Raw genomic sequence first — 16,617 nt, forward strand, 5'->3', positions numbered from 1 at the left:
CGGCGTTGCGGTCCCTCGCCCGCCGGATCCGCGCCCTCACCGCCGACGGCGTTGCGGTCCCTCGCCCGCCGGATCCGCGCCCTCACCGCCGAGGGTCGGGCCCTGCGCACGAACATCGCGGCCCTGGTCGCCCACACCGCACCACGGCTGCTCGAACGGTGCGGCGTCGGTGTCGAGACCGCCGCCCAGCTGCTGATCACCGCCGGCGACAACCCGGGCCGCATCACCTCCGAGGGTGCCTTCGCGAACCTCTGCGGGGTCGCCCCGATCCCGGCGTCGTCCGGGMAGACGACCCGGYACCGCCTCAACCGGGGCGGTGACCGGCAAGCCAACCGGGCACTGCACGTGATCGTGCTCTCCAGACTCAAGTACGACGACCGCACCCGCGCCTACCGGGACAAACGACTCGCCCAAAGCAAAAGCAAACGCGACATCATCCGCTGCCTCAAACGAGCCGTCGCCCGAGAAATCTTCGCCCTCCTCAACCCCGCAAACCCGGGTTGACACTCATAGGAGCATCACGTGGGGGGTTGGTCGAGCCGGCTGCGGTAGAAGAGCACCGTCACGGCGACCACCGCTTCGAGCGCGGCCGTCGCGAGGGCCGCCGCCATCGGGGTCGACATCGCATGCGCCATCGGAGGAGCCGAGGCTGCCGCATGCATCGCGTGCCCGTGGTGGCCGCCGCCACCCGAACCGGGACTCATCACGGTGAGGTGCAGTGCAATCATCCCGACGTTCATCATCGCGACCAGCCCCCAGTCCCGCTGCGAACCCCGCATCCACAGGTGCCCCGCGCAGTACAGACATCCGAGGATCATCGCGACGGTCACCACCCCGACCATCGGCGACGCCGCCGCATGCTCACCGAGCGTCGCGGCGTGGAGCCCTGCCGTGGCGATCGCGAGGGCCGCGGCCGCCCGCCGCCACCAGAGGCTGGTGCGGCGGGCGGCCGTGGAGAAGGCCGTGGAGAAGACGGTGGTCACGACGTCTAGCCTTCGCAGCAGTGCTTCGCGGCGCTCGCCGGCAGGTCGAGCGCGGGATTGCGGTCGAAGAACCCGACGGGCTTGAGCTTGAACCCGGCGTAGTCGACGGGCATGACCGGCCAGTCCTCGGGCCGGGGGAAGTGCGTCAGCCCGAACGTGTGCCACAGCACCAGGTCTTCGCCGTCGATGTCCCGGTTGCCCGCCACGAACGAGGGCAGACCGGCCTGGCCCGGGTGCTGGTTGACGAAGTCGCCTGCGGGATAGCGCTCGGACTCGTCGTACTGCGTCACCCACAGGTGTTTGGTCGCGAACGCGGCGCGGGCGGCGATCGAACTCGACGGGTCTGCAAGGAGCACCGGCTGTCCCTCCGGGTGCAGCGCATACCCGACGTCCTGACCCAGGCGGTTCTGCTTGGTGGGATTGGTGATGTGCCAGACCCTGGCCTTGAGGTTGTCGGCGGTGCGCTGCCCCTCGGATTCGGTGGTCAGCTTGGTCTTCTGGCAGCGGAAGGCATTGCCCCACGGGTTCTCCGGTCCCATCGGGACGGGCACGGCATCCACCTCCTCGACCGTGTTCACGTTACCGTCGACGGCCATGTCGAGTCGAGCGGAGAAGAGGTGCTGGTGGAACGGGGCGCCGAGCCCGGGCGCCATCTGGGTGGAGAATCCCTCCGCGCCGCGGTACGCGGACGTGAAGACGATTCCGGTGGCCTTCGCCTCGAGTTCGATGGTGCCGTCCAGGTAGAGGTACCAGTAGAACCCGTAGTCGTAATTGCCGATGGTGAGGAAGAACGAGATGACGAGGCGGCGCGAGCGGCGGGTCTCGGTCATGCCGTTGAACATGTCGGTGTGCTTCCACAGGACGCCGTAATCCTCCTCGTGGAGGCAGATCGCGTTCTTCATCACGCGCGGGTCGCCGGCCTCGTCGGCGATGGTGACGTCGAAGTACTGGATCTCACCGAGGCAGTCGCAGCCGAGTTCGAGCGAGTTGGTGTACCGGCCGAACAGGTACTCCCCCTGGTCGAAGTAGTTCTGCCAGTAACGAACCGGGGACGGATCGGCGTACGGAACCACCATCTCGGCGATCGACGCGCGATAGATCACGGGCCGTTCGACTCCCCCGTCGTCGAACGAGAGCTGGTGCAGCGTCAGACCTTCGCGCACATCGAAACCGAAGCGGAATTTCCAGTCGGCCCAGGTGATCTCTTTGCCGTCGACGGAGAAGCTGGCACCCTCGGGCTGGGTGATCTCGATCGGCTTGAGGTCGGTGCGGGTGGGTGTCGCGTGCGGCTCGGCGTTCCATTCGCCACGCTCGGCGGGCACCGGCAGCTCGATCTCGTCGACCACCTTCACGACGCGACGCTCGGTGAGGTCGACGTAGGCAACCACCCCGTCGATGGGGTGCGCCCACGGCAGGTCCGCCTCGTCCTCCTGATGGAAGGCGAGGACGCGGACGATGCGGTGCCCGACCTCGTCCTCGTGGCCGAACACACCGGCCGACAGGGGAACCGCCCGGACCTTCGACGGTTCGATGTCGCGCTTCGCCATCGCCGCGAGCCAGTCGGCGCTGCCGAGCAGGAAGGCTTCGATGTCCTCGAACTCCTCGTCGAGGATCGGGACGTGACCGTCGGTGGCGGAATCGACGGTGGTCGAGCTGATCACACGGTTCTCCGTCACGGACACGACGAGGTCGGTGCCGATGCCGGTGGACCGGTCGAGCAGCAGGATCCGGGCGCGCCGCTCGATCGGGTCGCCGGGGGTGAACGCGAGGACCGTGGACTTGTGCGGCTCGGCGAGCGCGACGAACACGAAGCGCACGTTCTCGCCGATCAGTCCCTCGTCCGTGAGCAGTGCTTTCGCCGAGCGGATCTCATCCGCGGTCAGCGGAGTGAGCGGGTGATCCGGGGCGGCGGACCCCACGGTGGCGCGGGTCTCGGTGGTTGCGGTACTCATCGTGCGATCTCCTTGTCGATGACGGTGTCGTTCGTGTGATGCTGCGGTAGTGCGGTGTCGTGTCGTGCGGCGTGGGGCCGGAGCACTGCGACGGCTGCTCCGCCGGCGAAGGTTCCGACGAGCAGGACCCCGATGACGGCGGCGAGCGTGCTCGATCCGCCGACGAGAAGGGGAAGGTTGGCGACGGTCATGATCAGCAGCCCGGCCAGACCGACGAGTCCGAGCAGCGGTGCGATCACCGTGTTCCACAGCCGCCGGTCCACCCGGGTCCGGCCGAAGTAGACGAGGACGGCCACGGACGTCAGGGTCATCAGGGCGACGATGCCGACCGAGGACACACCGGCGAACCAGGCGAAGACCTCGGTCACCGGGTCGAGTCCGGCGACGGCGGACGCGAGGATCAGCACGAGAGCGGACACCGTCTGCACGACCGACGCGATGTACGGCGACGCATGCTTGTCGTGCGAACGGCCGCAGCCGGCGGGCAGGGCGGCACTGTTCCCGAGGGAGAAGATGTACCGGGAGAGCACGTTGTGGAAGGACAGCAGCGCGGCGAACAGGCTCGTGATCAGGAAGATCTGGACGAGGTCGCCGGCGATCGCACCGACGTAGCGGGTGGCGGTCTCGGTGATCATGCCCTCGGGGTTCTCGGTGGCGATGGCCACCGCGCCCTCGTCGCCCCACGCGCTGACCATCGCCCAGCTCGACAATGCGTAGAAGCCGCCGATGACCAGCAACGCGAGGTAGGTCGCCCGGGGAATGGTGCGGCCCGGATCGCGGGCCTCGTCACGGAAGACGGCGGTGGCCTCGAATCCGATGTACCCGGCGATGGCGAAGATCAGGGCGATGCCGGGTGCCCCGGAGAAGAACTCGCCCGGGTGAAATGCCGCCGTGGAGAATCCCTCGTCACCGCCGCCGCGGAGGATGACGGCGGCGTCGATGACGAGGACGATCCCGACCTCGCAGACAAGCAGGACGCCCAGCACCTTGCCGGACAGGTCGATGTGCCGGTATCCGAGGATCGCGACGACGGCGGTCACGGCCAGGGCCCACACGTACCAGGGAAGTTCGGGACCGCCGTGCGCGGTGACGAAATCGTTGACGGCGGCCCCGATGTATCCGTAGACCGCGCCCTGGACGGCGGTGTACGACAGCAGCGCGAGGAACGCGGAGCCGAGACCGGCATGCCTGCCCAGGCCCTGCGTGATGTAGGTGTAGAACGCGCCGGCGCCGGGGAGGTGCTTGGCCATCGCGGTGAATCCGACGGCGAAGAACAGCAACACCACCGTGCAGACCAGGTACGACGCCGGATAGGCGGCGCCGTTACCCGCCGAGATCCCCAGCGGGACGGTGCCGGCGATTACGGTCAACGGGGCCGCCGCTGCGACGACCATGAACACGATGGCACCGGGACCGAGGGTGCCTGCCAGTCTGCGAGACGCGCCGTCGCTGACTGCACTCGGGTGCGGTGAGGCGTTGGTTGTCATGGCTTCCTTCGACTTTCACGAGGAGAGGGTCTGCGTGGATGCTCCGCGGTGAGCTCCGGAACGAGCATGCGGCTGCGGGTTGTCGGCGCGGTTGCCGAAGCGTCACGGTTCGTCGACGGCAAATGAGAACGCATGCAGGGGTGTTCTCATTCGGCTCCGGTCACGGTCTCTAGAGCGCGATGTTGACGGACTTGCTCTGGGTGTACTCGGCGATGGCGCCCTCACCGAGTTCGCGTCCCCACCCGGACTGCTTGTAGCCGCCGAACGGGAGCGCCGTGTCGAACGCATTGTGGCAGTTCACCCACACGGTGCCCGCCTTGATCTCGGCGGCCACCTCGTGGGCGCGGGACACGTCCCGGGTCCACACGCTGGCGGCGAGGCCGTAGGGGGTGTCGTTGGCGGCTGCGCGGACGCCTTCCTCCCGGTTGAACGGCACCGCGACGGCGACCGGTCCGAAGATCTCCTCCTGGTACACGCTGAAGTCGCGGTTCACGTCGACCAGCAGGGTGGGCTCGACGTAGAAACCGGTGTCGCCGTGCCGCCGCCCGCCGGAGAGGGCGCGGGCGCCGTCGGCGAGTCCGGCGTCGATGTAGCCGGTGACCTTGCCCAATTGCTCCCCGGAGATCAGCGGGCCGATGTCGTTGGTCGGGTCGAGCCCGGGGCCGATCTTCTGCGACTTCGCGAAATCGGCTACCCCGGATGTGAATTCGTCGAAGATCCGATCCTCGACGAGCAGCCGCGTTCCAGCCGTGCAGGCCTGCCCGTGGTTGAACAGGAATCCGCTCGCCACGCCCGGGATCGCGGCCTCGAGGTCCGCATCGGAGAACACGACCTGCGGGCTCTTGCCACCGAGTTCGAGGGACACCTTCTTGAGGTTCCCCGACGCGGCATTGACGATCTTCTTTCCGACCTCGGTGGAGCCGGTGAACGCGACCTTGTCGACGTCGTCGTGACCGGACAGCGCCGCGCCGATGTCGCCGAACCCGGTGAGCACGTTGAACACGCCGTCCGGGACGCCGGCCTCGGCGATCACCTCGGCGAGGAGCAGCGCGGTGAGCGGGGTCTGCTCCGCGGGCTTGAGGATCATGGTGTTCGCGCAGGTCAGCGCGGGCGCCACCTTGAACGCGGCCATCACCAGCGGGAAGTTCCAGGGGATGATCTGCGCGCACACGCCGACCGGTTCGCGGGTGGTGAAGGCGTGGAAGCGGGCGCCGGGCGCCCACGGCACCGACACCGGGATGGTGCGGCCCTCGATCTTGGTTGCCCAGCCGGCGTAGTAGAAGAAGATCTCCGCCGCCCACGTCACGTCGACGGCCTTGGCCACCGCCACCGACTTGCCGTTGTCGATCGACTCGAGCTGCGCGAACTGATCCGCGCGGGCGAGGATTCCCTCGCCGATCTTCCAGAGGATCCGCTGACGTTCCGCGGGGGTGAGCGAGCGCCACGGCCCGGACTCGAACGCCCGCCGGGCCACCGCAACCGCCCGGTCCACGTCTTCGATGCCGGCGTGCGGCACTGTCGTGATCACCTGTCCGGTGGCGGGATCGACCGTCTCGAACGTCCTGCCCGACGCGGAGTCCACCCATCGGCCGTCGACGAACATGCGCTTCGGGGACGAAACGAAGTCGACGACCCGGGGGTCGAGTCCGGCTGGGGTGTGAACGACTGCAGTCATCATGTCCTCTTCGATGGAGTGAATGAATCTGTGAATGAATCCGGCTTCTGCAGAACACTTTTGGCGGGAGTTTTCGCCTCGTCGTGCTGCGGCCTGAATCCACGATAAACCCGGGATGTGTCGCCGGTCACTACTAAATCCGGATGGGAATCAGCGACTGCGGCATTCTCATTCGACTTTTCCGGCCGCGGCGGTGGCGATTCTCATTCCGGCTTTTCGGGTCGGTGCAGCTGATCCACCATGTGCGGCGTCGCAGGCCCCGGAATCGGGAACGAATTCCCCGGCCATTCTCATTCGAGGTGACCGAAAATTAATTCCGATCGGCGCATCACGCTCGACTCCTGCGCTAGCGTGCAACTCATGCAGCCCGGCGTCGATCACGCGCGGGCAGGCGAGAAAGTGTGGAGAGCAGGTGCGTGGTGTCCGGTACACCCAGAATCAGAAGTAGATCACCGGTCGCCGGTCTCGAGCGCGCGCGCCTGAGTTTCGTCCAGGTGCTCGGGCAGTCCGTGTCCGCGGTCGCACCGTCGGCCGTGATGGTCACGCTGCCCGCTCTCGTCATCCCCGACGCCGGCCGGGCGACCATCGCGGTGTTCGTCGCCGCGGCGATTCTGATGACGGCGGTCGGCTACTGCGTCGGACAGTTCGCGACTCGGATGGTGGCCGTCAGCGGTCTCTACAGCTACATCGTGAAGGGGCTCGGGGCGGTGCCCGGTTTCGGCGGCGGCTGGTCGCTGCTCGTCGGCTACGCGGCCGCCGCCATGGCGAGCACGCTCGGCGCCGCGAGTTACCTCGCGGCGCTGCTCGGCCGAGTGGGGCTTCCGACGGGGTCGACGCTCATCGCGGTCCTCGCGGCGATCGTCGGACTGCTCGCCCTGATGCTGATGATCCGGGGGGTGAAGTTGTCGGCGCGGATCATGCTCGCCATCGAGGTCTTCGCCATCGTCGCCGCCTCCGCCGCGCTCGTGGTCGCGTTCGTCCAATCCGTCCGGGAGGGCGCGACCCCGTCCGCGGGCGGCGCGAAATCGGGGTCCGCGGTCGGGTTCGCCGTACTGCTCGCGATTACGTCGTTCGTCGGATTCGAGAGCGCGGGCACGGTGGCGCGCGAAGCCCGCAACCCGTTCGTCACCGTTCCGCGCGCCATCCGGTGGACCCCGATCGCCCTGGGCGTCCTGTACGTGTTCGCGGCCGCCCTGCAATTGCCGGAGCCGGTGCGGCAGGGAGTCGACTCACTGCCGATCGTCCTCACGTTGCCCGACCCGTCCGGCGCCGGTTCGTCGGCGCTGTCGATCGTCATGGAACTCGGCATCACCGCCTCCTGGTTCGCCTGCGTCCTCGGTTCGACGACCGCACTGTCGCGAACGCTGTTCGCGATGGGCCGCGAAGGGGTGGTTCCGATCGTGTTCGGCCGGACGCACGACCGGTTCCACACCCCGCACGTGGCGCTGGCGGTCGCGATGCCGGTGATCGTCGCCGTCCCCGTCCTCTACCTGTTCGTCAGCGGTTCGAGCCGCGACGTCCTGATCGGGCTGCTCGCCGTGTCCGCCCACGGCTACGTCCTCGCGTACGTCCTGCTGTGCGTCGCGACGCCGGCGTTTCTCCGGCGGATCGGCGAACTGACCCGGCTCCCGCTGGTCATCGGCGCGCTGGCGGCGACGGCGATGGTGGCGCTGGTCGGGTGGGCGGCGTTCTCGCGGACGTATGTCGCGGGCGCGGCGACCGCGGTCTACGTGCTTCTGATGCTCCTCGGCGCTGCGGTGTTCGCGATCCGCGCCAGGCGATCCCCCGGAATCGGAGAACGGATGGGTGTGTACGACGAGGCCGTGGCCGACGACCTGCTGGGCCGCTACCGCCCGTGGGAGGTCCGCCGGTGAACGCCGACGACAGGGCCCTGTCGGGGCGGCAGCCGAAGGCCGTCACCAGCGCGCTGCGGGTGCTCGAGGAAGTGGCCCGCGCCGGTTCGGGTGTCACGGCGAAGGACATCGCGGCCCGCCTGTCGATGCCGTCGGCGACCACGTACCGGCTGCTCAACATCCTCGTCGGCGAAGGCTATGTGGTGCGGCTTCCCGACCTGTCGGGGTTCGCCCTGGGCCAGAAGATCGGGGTTCTCGTCGACGCCGCCGTGGTGCCCACCGTGTGTGCGGCGGCGCGGGAGGTCCTCGCCGAGCTTCGACTGTCGGTGCGCTTCGGGGTCCACCTCTTCTACTACACCAACGTCGCCGTCCGCACCGCCGACGCCGACCCCGAATACCCGCCGCCAGAGGATGAGTCGTTCCTCAACCAGCACCTCTACGCGTGTGCGGTCGGCAAGCTTCTCCTCGCGGAGAAGGCGGAACTCGAATCCGTGATTCCCCGCTGGGAGCCGCGGGCGCTGACGGCCCGCACGATCGTCGTGCGGAGTGAGCTGCTCGCGAATCTGGACCTGATCCGACGCCAGGGGTTCGCCACCCAACTCGCGGAGTTGCGGGACGCGTCGGCGTGCGTCGCCGTCCCCGTCCGGTCCGGAACAGGGTCGCTCGTCGGCAGTCTGGCACTGTCGGGGCACGTCGATCACGAACACCTCATGCTGCGGCATGTCCCGTCACTGCGGGAGCACGCGGAACGGCTCGCCCCGCTGATGGCCTGACGTCACGTCGTCTGCGACTGCCGGGCGAGGCGACGGTCGTAGTCGGCCCGTCCGACGGGGTCGACGGCGGTGAGCGCGCGCCGGTCGTCGACGAGTCGGCGACCGAGGTCGAGGAGGCTCTCCGGGACCACGGCGTCGATCAGATCCCACCCGGCGAGGTAGCGGGGCACCGCCGTTTCGGCGCGACGATGGTCGAGTGTCCGAACGATGGCGTCCGCCACGTCCTCGGGGTCGACGGTCGGCATCCCACCGCCCAGCGGCACCCCCGACGACAGCCCGGTGCGGACCGCGCTGGGAAGAATCGTGCTCACGCTGACACCGGCCGGAGCGAACTCGGCCCGGACGGCGGCGGACAGTCCGACCGCCCCGAACTTGCTGGCGTTGTAGACGGCCATCCCGGGCACGGGCAGTTTGCCGGCCATCGATGCGACGTTCACGATGTGGCCACGCCCGCGCTCGACCATCCCGGGCAACACCGTTCGCATGCCGTGCAGCGGTCCCCACACGTTGACGTTCATCGTCATCCGGCTGGTCTCGTCGGATTCCTCGAGGAACCCACCGAGCGGCATGACGCCGGCGTTGTTGACCAGCACGTCGATGCGACCGCAGTCCGCCAGCACGTCGTCGGCGAACCGCCGCCACGACTCCACGGAAGCGACGTCCACCGTGTACGCGCGGGCGCCGAACGCCGAAGCCGCCTCGTCGGCGACCGCACGATCGAGGTCACCGATGCACACGGTCGCGCCCCTGGCCGCGAACAGTTCCGCAGTGGCGCGGCCGATGCCCCGCCCTCCCCCGGTCACGACGATGACCGCGCCGTCCGGGTCGATCTCGGGGTAATTCCGTCCGCTGAAGATTCCCATGGTTTCGGAGACTAGCAGTATCTGAGTTACGTCGGTAGCCCGAATTTCTCCGAGTCCGTCGAAGTCAGGCGATATCCGGCGGGCGGAAATAGGATGAGTGATGACGAAAAACCCGCCGGGCCCACACGATCCGGTCGTCCTCGAAGCGGTCCCGTGAAGCCGGGCCTGTCCCCCGCCCTCGTCGCGTGCACGGTGGCGCTCGCGCTCCCGTGGTCGCATCCGGCCGTGGCCGACGCCGCGCCGGACCCCGCCGTCCGGTACGTCGCGTTGGGGGATTCGCGAGCCACCGGGTCGCCTCAGGATCTGCTGTCGATTCGGGACGGGTGCTTCCGCACGTCCGACGCGTACCCGCAGATCGTCGCCGACACCCTGAGCGCGGAATCCTATGTCAGCCGGGCGTGCGCAGGCGCGAAGACCGAGAACATCACGACAACACCGCAATTCACAGTGACCGGCCCGCAGCCACCGCAGATCGGGGCGCTCCGGCCGGACACGACGCTCGTCACCGTCAGCATCGGCGGAAACGACATCGCGTGGTCGTCGCTGGTCGAGCCCTGCTACACGCCCGCCCCGGGATTCGACGCGAGATGTCGCTCCGACGCCACCACGGCCCGGCGCATGACCGACGCCCTCACCGTGCTCGGCCCGAAGGTGTCCGCGACCCTGGCTGCCATCGCCGCGAAGTCCCCCGCAGCAACTGTGCTCCTGGTGGGGCACGGCGGCATCTTCGGCGACCGCGGCTGCTGGCCCTACGTCCCCACGAGCGACGCCGACGCCGCCTTCGTCGTGCAGTTCTTCGTGCGAATGAACGCCGTTCTCGCCGACGCGGCACGCGCGAACGGCGCCCGGTTCGTCGACGTGGCCGCCGCCGCGGTGGGGCACGACGCGTGCGCCGGACCCGTTCGACGCTGGTTCGAGGGCCTCGTCCCCCGGTCGTTCACGATGCCCCTGCACCCCACCCACGAAGGGCACAGAGCGATGGCCTCGCTCGTCGTCGCGCCCCTTCCCTGACCAGCAGGCGGCGGCGCGCAGGCACGGCTGGACGCCCAACCTAGTGGCACACCCGGGCGCCATCCGGTATACCCTTCAAACGGGTCGTACGGTTTGTTATCCGGCAACGGCCGTAACCGATACCGACACTCACATATAGAAAAACGACATCTGTTTCCCGACACGTGGATCGTCCACAGGCCTGGAACGGAAGGACCGCAGTGCTGTTGGCAGAAACGTCAGAAATACGGGCCCCCGCGGCCGCACCCCACCACGAGGAGTGGCGAGAGGTGGCCGCATGCCGCGGAGTCGCATCATCGGTGTTCTTCTCCCCCGATGGCGAACGCGGTCGCGCCCGGGCCCGCCGCGAGGCGAACGCCCGGCAGATCTGCGAAGACTGCCCGGTCCTCGCCCAGTGCCGCGACCACGCCCTCACAGCGGACGAACCGTACGGAATCTGGGGAGGCATGACCGAGGCCGACCGCCGACGCCACGCCCGGCGAACCCGGACCGGCGAGCGCCGCTGACCTGGTCAGCCGCGTTTCAGGCACGGCTCTTCATCACATTGTATGAACCGGCACCCCCATCGTTGTCGTGATGGCGCATGGTGGGCGCGCAACCACGCGAGCAGGGTGACTCCCATCACAAGCGTGGTCCCGCCCCTGCGAACGTCGACGGATGCGGACACCTGATGAAGGGAATGCCATGGGTACGGTTCCGGACGGAGCGCATCAGCTCAAACCCGGCCTCAAGCAGCGGCACCTCACGATGCTGTCGCTCGGCGGCGTCATCGGTGCGGGGTTGTTCGTCGGCTCGAGTGCGATCATCAACCAGGCCGGTCCGCTTGCGTTCATCACGTATGGCATCACGGGACTGATCGTGTTGCTGGTCATGCGCATGCTCGGGGAAATGGCTTCTGCCAAACCCTGTTCCGGATCGTTCACCGATTATGCGCGGATGGCGTGGGGTGAGTGGGCAGGATTCTCGACGGGGTGGCTCTATTGGTATTTCTGGGTCATCGTCGTCGGATTCGAGGCCGTCGTCGGCGGTCAGATGATCAACAAATGGATCCCGTCGATACCGGTATGGGTGATTGCGCTCGTACTGATGATGGTCATGACCGCCGTCAATCTCCTGTCGGTGGGCGCTTTCGGTGAGGCGGAATACTGGTTCGCCAGCATCAAAGTCGTCGCCATCGTCGCCTTCATCACCGTCGCCGCCCTCTTCGTTTTCGGGCTCTGGCCCGGCGCAAGCGTCGACTTCGGCAACCTCACCGATCACGGTGGATTGCTGCCGAACGGGTTGGCCACCCTGTTCGTCGGCGTGGTGGTGGTCATCTTCTCCATGACCGGCGTCGAGGTCGTCACGATCGCGGCCGCCGAATCGGCGGAGCCGGCGAAATCGATCCGCAAGGCCGTCAATTCGGTGGTGTTCCGCATCCTCGCCTTCTTCGTCATCTCGACATTCCTGATCGCCGTGATCGTGCCGTGGGACTCGGTGGTTCCGGGGGAATCGCCGTTCGTCGCCGCCCTGGACCGGATCGGCATTCCGGGTACGGCGGACCTGCTCAACCTCGTCATCCTGGTCGCGGTGCTCTCCGTCTTGAACTCCGGTCTCTACACGTCCTCGCGGCTGCTGTTCGTCATGGGCGGACGCGGCGACGCTCCGGCATGGATGACCTCGACCAACAAGCGGGGTGTCCCGGTGAAGGGAATCCTCTCGTGCACGGTGGTCGGCTACGGATGTGTGGTGCTCGCGGCCCTGTTCCCGGACACGGTGTTCCTGTTCCTGATCAACGCCTCCGGTGCGGTGTTCCTGTTCGTGTACTTCATGATCTGCATCTCCGAATTGCGGTTGCGCAGGCGGTGGGAGAAGGAAGACCCGAGCCTGCTCCAGTTCCGGATGTGGCTGTACCCGGGCCTGCCGATCCTGGTCACGACAGCGATCGTCGCGGTGCTGATCAGCATGGGATTCCGGGAAGCCAACCGGATCGAGCTGATGCAGGGAGTCGCCGTCTGGGTGGTGCTGACGATCGTCTACGTCCTGAGGAAGCGACTGGGTGGGCGCGGTTCCGGAGGATCTTCTTCGCTGGACTCCCCGGGCGCCGACAACGAGCGACCCGCGACTCCCCAACCGACCTCGTAAAACGCGGGAATACCCGTCACAGTGCTGCTGCCACCCCAGGGTGGTAGCAGCACTTCGCGTTCCGGGAAGGCCTGCCGGCTCACTCGATCAGTTCGTCCAGTGTCAGTTTGGTTCGGTCGGCGCCGGACAGCGCGAGCCAGAACATCGCCGACCCTTCCGTGGAGGTGGGTTTCAGGCCGGTGAGCTGTTCGACGCGGCGCAGCCGGTACACGAGGGTCTGTCTGTGGATCTTCAGTTCGTCGGCACTCCTCTGCCAGGCGCCGTCGTTGCGGAGGAACACCCGGACCGAGCTGACGAGGTCGCCCTCGCTGGTTCTGTCGTGGAGGATCAGCGGGCCGAGGATGTCGCGCACCAGTCGGCGAGTGTCTTCCACACTGCGTGGCAAGAAACCGATCTCGTCGTCGTCTTCGCCGTAGACGTTGACGGTCAGCCCCTGTTCGTGAGCACGGGCCACAGCGAGTTGGGCTTGCCGGGCGGCTTCGGCGACGTCGGAGTTGGCGGTGAGGGTGGTGCTGACCCCGACGGCACATCCGCGCCCCAGCTTCGAACCGATCGTCGACAGCAGATCCAGGTCTCGTGGTACCAGCCCGATCAGCATCGCCGTGCGGGGCAGCAGCAACGGCGCGTACTCGTGAAGGCACACCTGCCGATGAATCGTCTCGTGGTGCAAGGCATCTCCGTCGGGGGTACTCCAGCATGCGACGACGACGGCATTCGTCATTCCACGGTGACGTAGTTCCGGCCAGACTGCGGCGGCGGTGATGGTGTCGTCCAGCAGGCCCAGCAGCAGGTCCTGTCCGGAGGCGCGGAGCCGGTCACGTTGCGCGGCATCGTGTTCGAGTTCCAGGGCGATCAGCCCACCGAGGTGTTGGAGCAACGGCCGGTCGTTGACGGGCAGCCGGCCGGCGCCGGCCGACAGCACCACCGCCCCTGCGCCCGGGATGGGAATTTCCACGCGGCCGGCCGGTTCGTCCGGCCGGTTGTCACGCTGGTGCAGCGCGAGTCGGCCGCTGACCACGACTTCACCGGCGTCGTGGTCCCGGACCTCGAGCGCCCACCCGGTGGTGCCCTCGAGCGCGGAGATCCGGTCGGCGAACGTGCCCCTGGCGTGCAGCGCCTGCCAGTACACGTCGTAGAGGCGTGTGATCGTCGTCAAGCGTTGGCGTTCGGATTCGACGGCACTTTCGATGACGGTCCGTGCCAACGTGACGAACTGCAAGTCGAAGCTCGCGGACAGCACGGGAAAGCCGCGTCGGTCGGCCACCGTGAGCAGTTCGGCGGTCACATCCGGGGTGCCGGGGCCGCGCGCGATCACCAGGGCGCTGACCTGGCTGTCGATCAGGTGCGCCATCCACTCGGACTGCTCCGCGGGGCCGTCGGGAAGCCCGCCGCCGGTCGTCATGACCAGGTCACCGCTTTCGAACCACAGCCACGGATCGGGAAGGTCGCACGCGTGCGCCCAGGTCACCAGTCTCGCGCCACCGCTCTCGCCGGCGAGATACCGCAATCCGAGCGACGGGATCGCGGTCAGTTGATCGACGGAGATCACCGGTCCTCACCTCCTCATACAAACGTACAGCCGGCGGTCGGATGTCTGTGAATCCGGAGTATGTCGGGGCTCACATGCTGACACGACACTGGACACCGACGCACGAAACGAATGACGGCTGGAGGCTCTAGATGGTAGTCAGCAATGCCCGCGCTGGTGGGCGCGACGTGTCAGGTGCCGCACACGGTACACCCCTGTGGCGCGAGGATCGAGAGTTCGCTCCCCGACGGCCCGCGTTGCCCGGGAACGTCACCGCCGATGTCGCCATCGTCGGTGCCGGGTTCACCGGGTTGTGGGCGGCCTACTACCTGCTGCAGGCGGATCCGTCGCTGAAAGTCGTTCTTCTCGAACGCGAATTCGCCGGGTTCGGGGCGTCCGGGCGCAACGGCGGGTGGGCGTCGTCGATCTTCCCGGTCTCCCTCGCCCGCGTCGAACAGCTGTATTCGCACCGCGCCGCCCTGGATCTGCAGGCCGCGATGAACGATACGGTCTCCGAGATCGGCCGGGTCGTCGGCGACGAGGGCATCGACTGCGAATACGCCCGCGACGGGTTCGTCTCCCTCGCGCGGAGCGAGGCGCAGTGGGCGCGGGCGAAGGCGACCGTGGCCGGTGCCGAGAAGTTCGGCACCCGCGGCCAGTGGCAACTGCTCGATTCCGCTGCGGCGCAGGAGAAAATCAACGCCACCGACGTCCTCGGCGGCATCTACACCGAGCACTGTGCACTGCTGCACCCGGACAAACTCGTGCGTGGGCTCGCCGGCTGGGTCGAGGAACACGGCGCAGTCATCTACGAGGACACCGCGGTCGACGAGATCGGCAAGGGCATCGTCTGGACCGAACACGGCTCGGTCACCGCCTCCGTCGTCATCCGCGCGACCGAGGCATTCACCCCCGAATTTCCGGCGTACCGGCGCAACGTGGCACCGCTGTACTCACTCGTCGTCGCCACCGCGCCCCTGCCCCAGGGGCTTCGCGAGGACCTCGGCCTGGACGGCCGGACCGCGTTCAACGACATGCGCAACCTCCGGATCTACGCGCACCCGACCAGCGACGGCCACTTGCTGTTCGGCGGCCGCGGCGCGCCGTATCACTTCGGGTCCAAGGTCGATTCGTCCTTCGACGTGGACGAGAAGATTCACGACAAGATCATCGACACGATGCACGAGTTCTTCCCGGCGCTGGYGGACGTGCCGATCACCCACCGGTGGGGCGGCCCGCTCGGTGTTCCGCGCGACTGGTTCCCGTCGGTCGGCTACGACCAGAACAACAAGACGGCCTGGGCCGGACCGTACGTCGGTGACGGTGTCGCGACCAGCAACCTCGCCGGCCGCATCCTGCGCAACCTCATCCTCGACAAGCGCGACGACCTGAATTCGCTCCCCGTGGTCAACCACCGCTCGCCGAAGTGGGAAGTCGAGCCGTTCCGGTGGTTCGGAGTCAATGCCGGACTGCGCGCCGCCGCGACCGCCGACCTCGAGGAGCGGGTGACCAACAAGCCGTCCAAGGTTTCCGCGCTGCTGGAGAAGCTCACCGGCGCCCACTGACCATCGATACTGCAGAACACTTCTTGGAGAAATCACCATGACATCACTGATCCACCTGCCCGCCAGCACAGTTCAAGGCGAGCTGACCCCCGCGGGGCAGCGGCCCGGAGCAGACAGCGGCGACCCGCAACTCGGCACGCTGCCCCTCGACGGCGGCACCGACGCCCAGATCGGGATCTGGGAATGCCGGCCGGGTGGTTGGCCGGTCGTCGACCGGCTGAACACCGAAACCTGCTACATCATCTCCGGTAGGGCGACTTTGACCGACGACGAAACCGGCACCAAGGTCGACATCTCGGCAGGCGATTTCGTCGTCCTGCCCCCGGGCTGGTCGGGACGCTGGGACGTCACCGACACCCTGCGCAAGGCCTACGCCATCTTCTGACGCACTCACCGCATCCCACTTCGCACTCCGTCACTCCTTCGAAAGGATTCACGTGGTCGCCACGATCTCCCATTGGTTCGACAACAAGACCTTCCCCGGCACCAGCGGCAACACCGCCCCCGTCACCAACCCGGCCACCGGCGCCGTCACCGGACAGGTCGCCCTGGCCAGCGTCGAGGACGCCCGCGCCGTCATCGACGCCGCAGCCGCCGCCTTCCCCGCCTGGCGCGACACCTCCCTCGCCAAGCGCACCCAGATCATCTTCAAGTTCCGGGAACTGCTCAACGAGCGCAAGGGCGAACTCGCCGAGATCATCACCTCCGAACACGGCAAGGTCGTCTCCGACGCCCTCGGCGAAGTCTCCCGCGGCCAGGAGGTCGTCGAATTCGCCTGCGGCATCGCCCACCTGCTCAAAGGC

At 67.7% G+C, this 16,617-nt stretch carries 15 protein-coding genes; 9 read left to right on the top strand and 6 right to left on the bottom strand.

Going from position 1 to position 16,617, the window contains the following annotated elements:
• Positions 1–504 (top strand): transposase (locus AC1DWT_RS42840; protein WP_477925397.1); only part of this gene is annotated, 504 nt, incomplete at its 5' end.
• 14 nt (positions 505–518) lie between these two features.
• Here the strand turns inward: AC1DWT_RS42840 and AC1DWT_RS42845 are convergent.
• From AC1DWT_RS42845 to AC1DWT_RS42860, 4 genes are all read right to left on the bottom strand, one after another.
• A complete protein-coding gene (locus tag AC1DWT_RS42845; RefSeq protein WP_206013502.1) occupies positions 519–983 on the bottom strand; it encodes a hypothetical protein in 465 nt (154 codons plus the stop codon).
• A gap of 5 nt (positions 984–988) precedes the next feature.
• Complete coding sequence (locus AC1DWT_RS42850) at positions 989–2,935, bottom strand: primary-amine oxidase (protein WP_206013503.1); 1,947 nt, start codon at positions 2,933–2,935, stop codon at positions 989–991.
• A complete protein-coding gene (locus AC1DWT_RS42855; protein ID WP_072937256.1) occupies positions 2,932–4,422 on the bottom strand; it encodes an APC family permease in 1,491 nt (496 codons plus the stop codon). Before AC1DWT_RS42855 ends, AC1DWT_RS42850 begins: the two co-directional genes overlap by 4 nt.
• A gap of 169 nt (positions 4,423–4,591) precedes the next feature.
• Complete coding sequence (locus AC1DWT_RS42860) at positions 4,592–6,097, bottom strand: aldehyde dehydrogenase family protein (protein WP_072937285.1); 1,506 nt, start codon at positions 6,095–6,097, stop codon at positions 4,592–4,594.
• A gap of 419 nt (positions 6,098–6,516) precedes the next feature.
• Here AC1DWT_RS42860 and AC1DWT_RS42865 point away from each other — a divergent pair, with 419 nt between their 5' ends.
• Positions 6,517–7,971, top strand: a complete 1,455-nt coding sequence (locus AC1DWT_RS42865; protein ID WP_179377604.1) for an APC family permease — start codon at positions 6,517–6,519, stop codon at positions 7,969–7,971.
• Positions 7,968–8,723, top strand: a complete 756-nt coding sequence (locus AC1DWT_RS42870; RefSeq protein WP_206013504.1) for an IclR family transcriptional regulator — start codon at positions 7,968–7,970, stop codon at positions 8,721–8,723. Before AC1DWT_RS42865 ends, AC1DWT_RS42870 begins: the two co-directional genes overlap by 4 nt.
• A 2-nt stretch (positions 8,724–8,725) precedes the next feature.
• Here the strand turns inward: AC1DWT_RS42870 and AC1DWT_RS42875 are convergent, their stop codons facing one another.
• Positions 8,726–9,586, bottom strand: coding sequence for an SDR family oxidoreductase (locus AC1DWT_RS42875; RefSeq protein ID WP_072937254.1), 861 nt, complete (start codon positions 9,584–9,586; stop codon positions 8,726–8,728).
• Between the two features lie 153 nt (positions 9,587–9,739).
• Here AC1DWT_RS42875 and AC1DWT_RS42880 point away from each other — a divergent pair, with 153 nt between their 5' ends.
• The 3 genes from AC1DWT_RS42880 to AC1DWT_RS42890 all read left to right on the top strand — a co-directional run bounded on the left by AC1DWT_RS42880 (position 9,740) and on the right by AC1DWT_RS42890 (position 12,721).
• On the top strand, positions 9,740–10,597 hold the full coding sequence (locus tag AC1DWT_RS42880; protein WP_206016011.1) for an SGNH/GDSL hydrolase family protein: 858 nt from the start codon (positions 9,740–9,742) through the stop codon (positions 10,595–10,597).
• 200 nt (positions 10,598–10,797) lie between these two features.
• Positions 10,798–11,103 carry a WhiB family transcriptional regulator gene (locus AC1DWT_RS42885; protein WP_206013505.1) on the top strand — a complete coding sequence of 102 codons (306 nt, stop codon included), beginning with the start codon at positions 10,798–10,800 and terminating at the stop codon, positions 11,101–11,103.
• A 178-nt stretch (positions 11,104–11,281) separates the two neighbouring features.
• Positions 11,282–12,721: an amino acid permease gene (locus tag AC1DWT_RS42890; RefSeq protein WP_072937251.1), complete on the top strand. Its 1,440-nt coding sequence runs from the start codon at positions 11,282–11,284 to the stop codon at positions 12,719–12,721.
• 79 nt (positions 12,722–12,800) lie between these two features.
• Here the strand turns inward: AC1DWT_RS42890 and AC1DWT_RS42895 are convergent, their stop codons facing one another.
• The gene (locus AC1DWT_RS42895; protein ID WP_206013506.1) at positions 12,801–14,270 is read right to left on the bottom strand and encodes a PucR family transcriptional regulator; all 1,470 of its coding nucleotides are present in this window, start codon (positions 14,268–14,270) and stop codon (positions 12,801–12,803) included.
• A 131-nt stretch (positions 14,271–14,401) separates the two neighbouring features.
• Between AC1DWT_RS42895 and AC1DWT_RS42900 the strand changes: the two genes are divergently transcribed.
• The 3 genes from AC1DWT_RS42900 to AC1DWT_RS42910 all read left to right on the top strand — a co-directional run.
• Positions 14,402–15,814, top strand: coding sequence for an NAD(P)/FAD-dependent oxidoreductase (locus tag AC1DWT_RS42900; RefSeq protein WP_477925404.1), 1,413 nt, complete (start codon positions 14,402–14,404; stop codon positions 15,812–15,814).
• Between the two features lie 37 nt (positions 15,815–15,851).
• Positions 15,852–16,199: a cupin domain-containing protein gene (locus tag AC1DWT_RS42905; RefSeq protein WP_206013508.1), complete on the top strand. Its 348-nt coding sequence runs from the start codon at positions 15,852–15,854 to the stop codon at positions 16,197–16,199.
• Between the two features lie 52 nt (positions 16,200–16,251).
• Positions 16,252–16,617: aldehyde dehydrogenase family protein (locus AC1DWT_RS42910; protein ID WP_477925406.1), on the top strand; the 366-nt coding region annotated here is incomplete at its 3' end.

It is taken from the genome of Rhodococcus sp. P4_B6 (genome assembly GCF_056402215.1).

Coding starts and splice junctions, on each gene's coding strand:
- AC1DWT_RS42860 (WP_072937285.1), bottom strand. CDS start 6,097: ATGACTGCAGTCGTTCACACCCCAGCCGGACTCGACCCCCGGGTCGTC.
- AC1DWT_RS42875 (WP_072937254.1), bottom strand. CDS start 9,586: ATGGGAATCTTCAGCGGACGGAATTACCCCGAGATCGACCCGGACGGC.
- AC1DWT_RS42855 (WP_072937256.1), bottom strand. CDS start 4,422: ATGACAACCAACGCCTCACCGCACCCGAGTGCAGTCAGCGACGGCGCG.
- AC1DWT_RS42905 (WP_206013508.1), top strand. CDS start 15,852: ATGACATCACTGATCCACCTGCCCGCCAGCACAGTTCAAGGCGAGCTG.
- AC1DWT_RS42890 (WP_072937251.1), top strand. CDS start 11,282: ATGGGTACGGTTCCGGACGGAGCGCATCAGCTCAAACCCGGCCTCAAG.
- AC1DWT_RS42850 (WP_206013503.1), bottom strand. CDS start 2,935: ATGAGTACCGCAACCACCGAGACCCGCGCCACCGTGGGGTCCGCCGCC.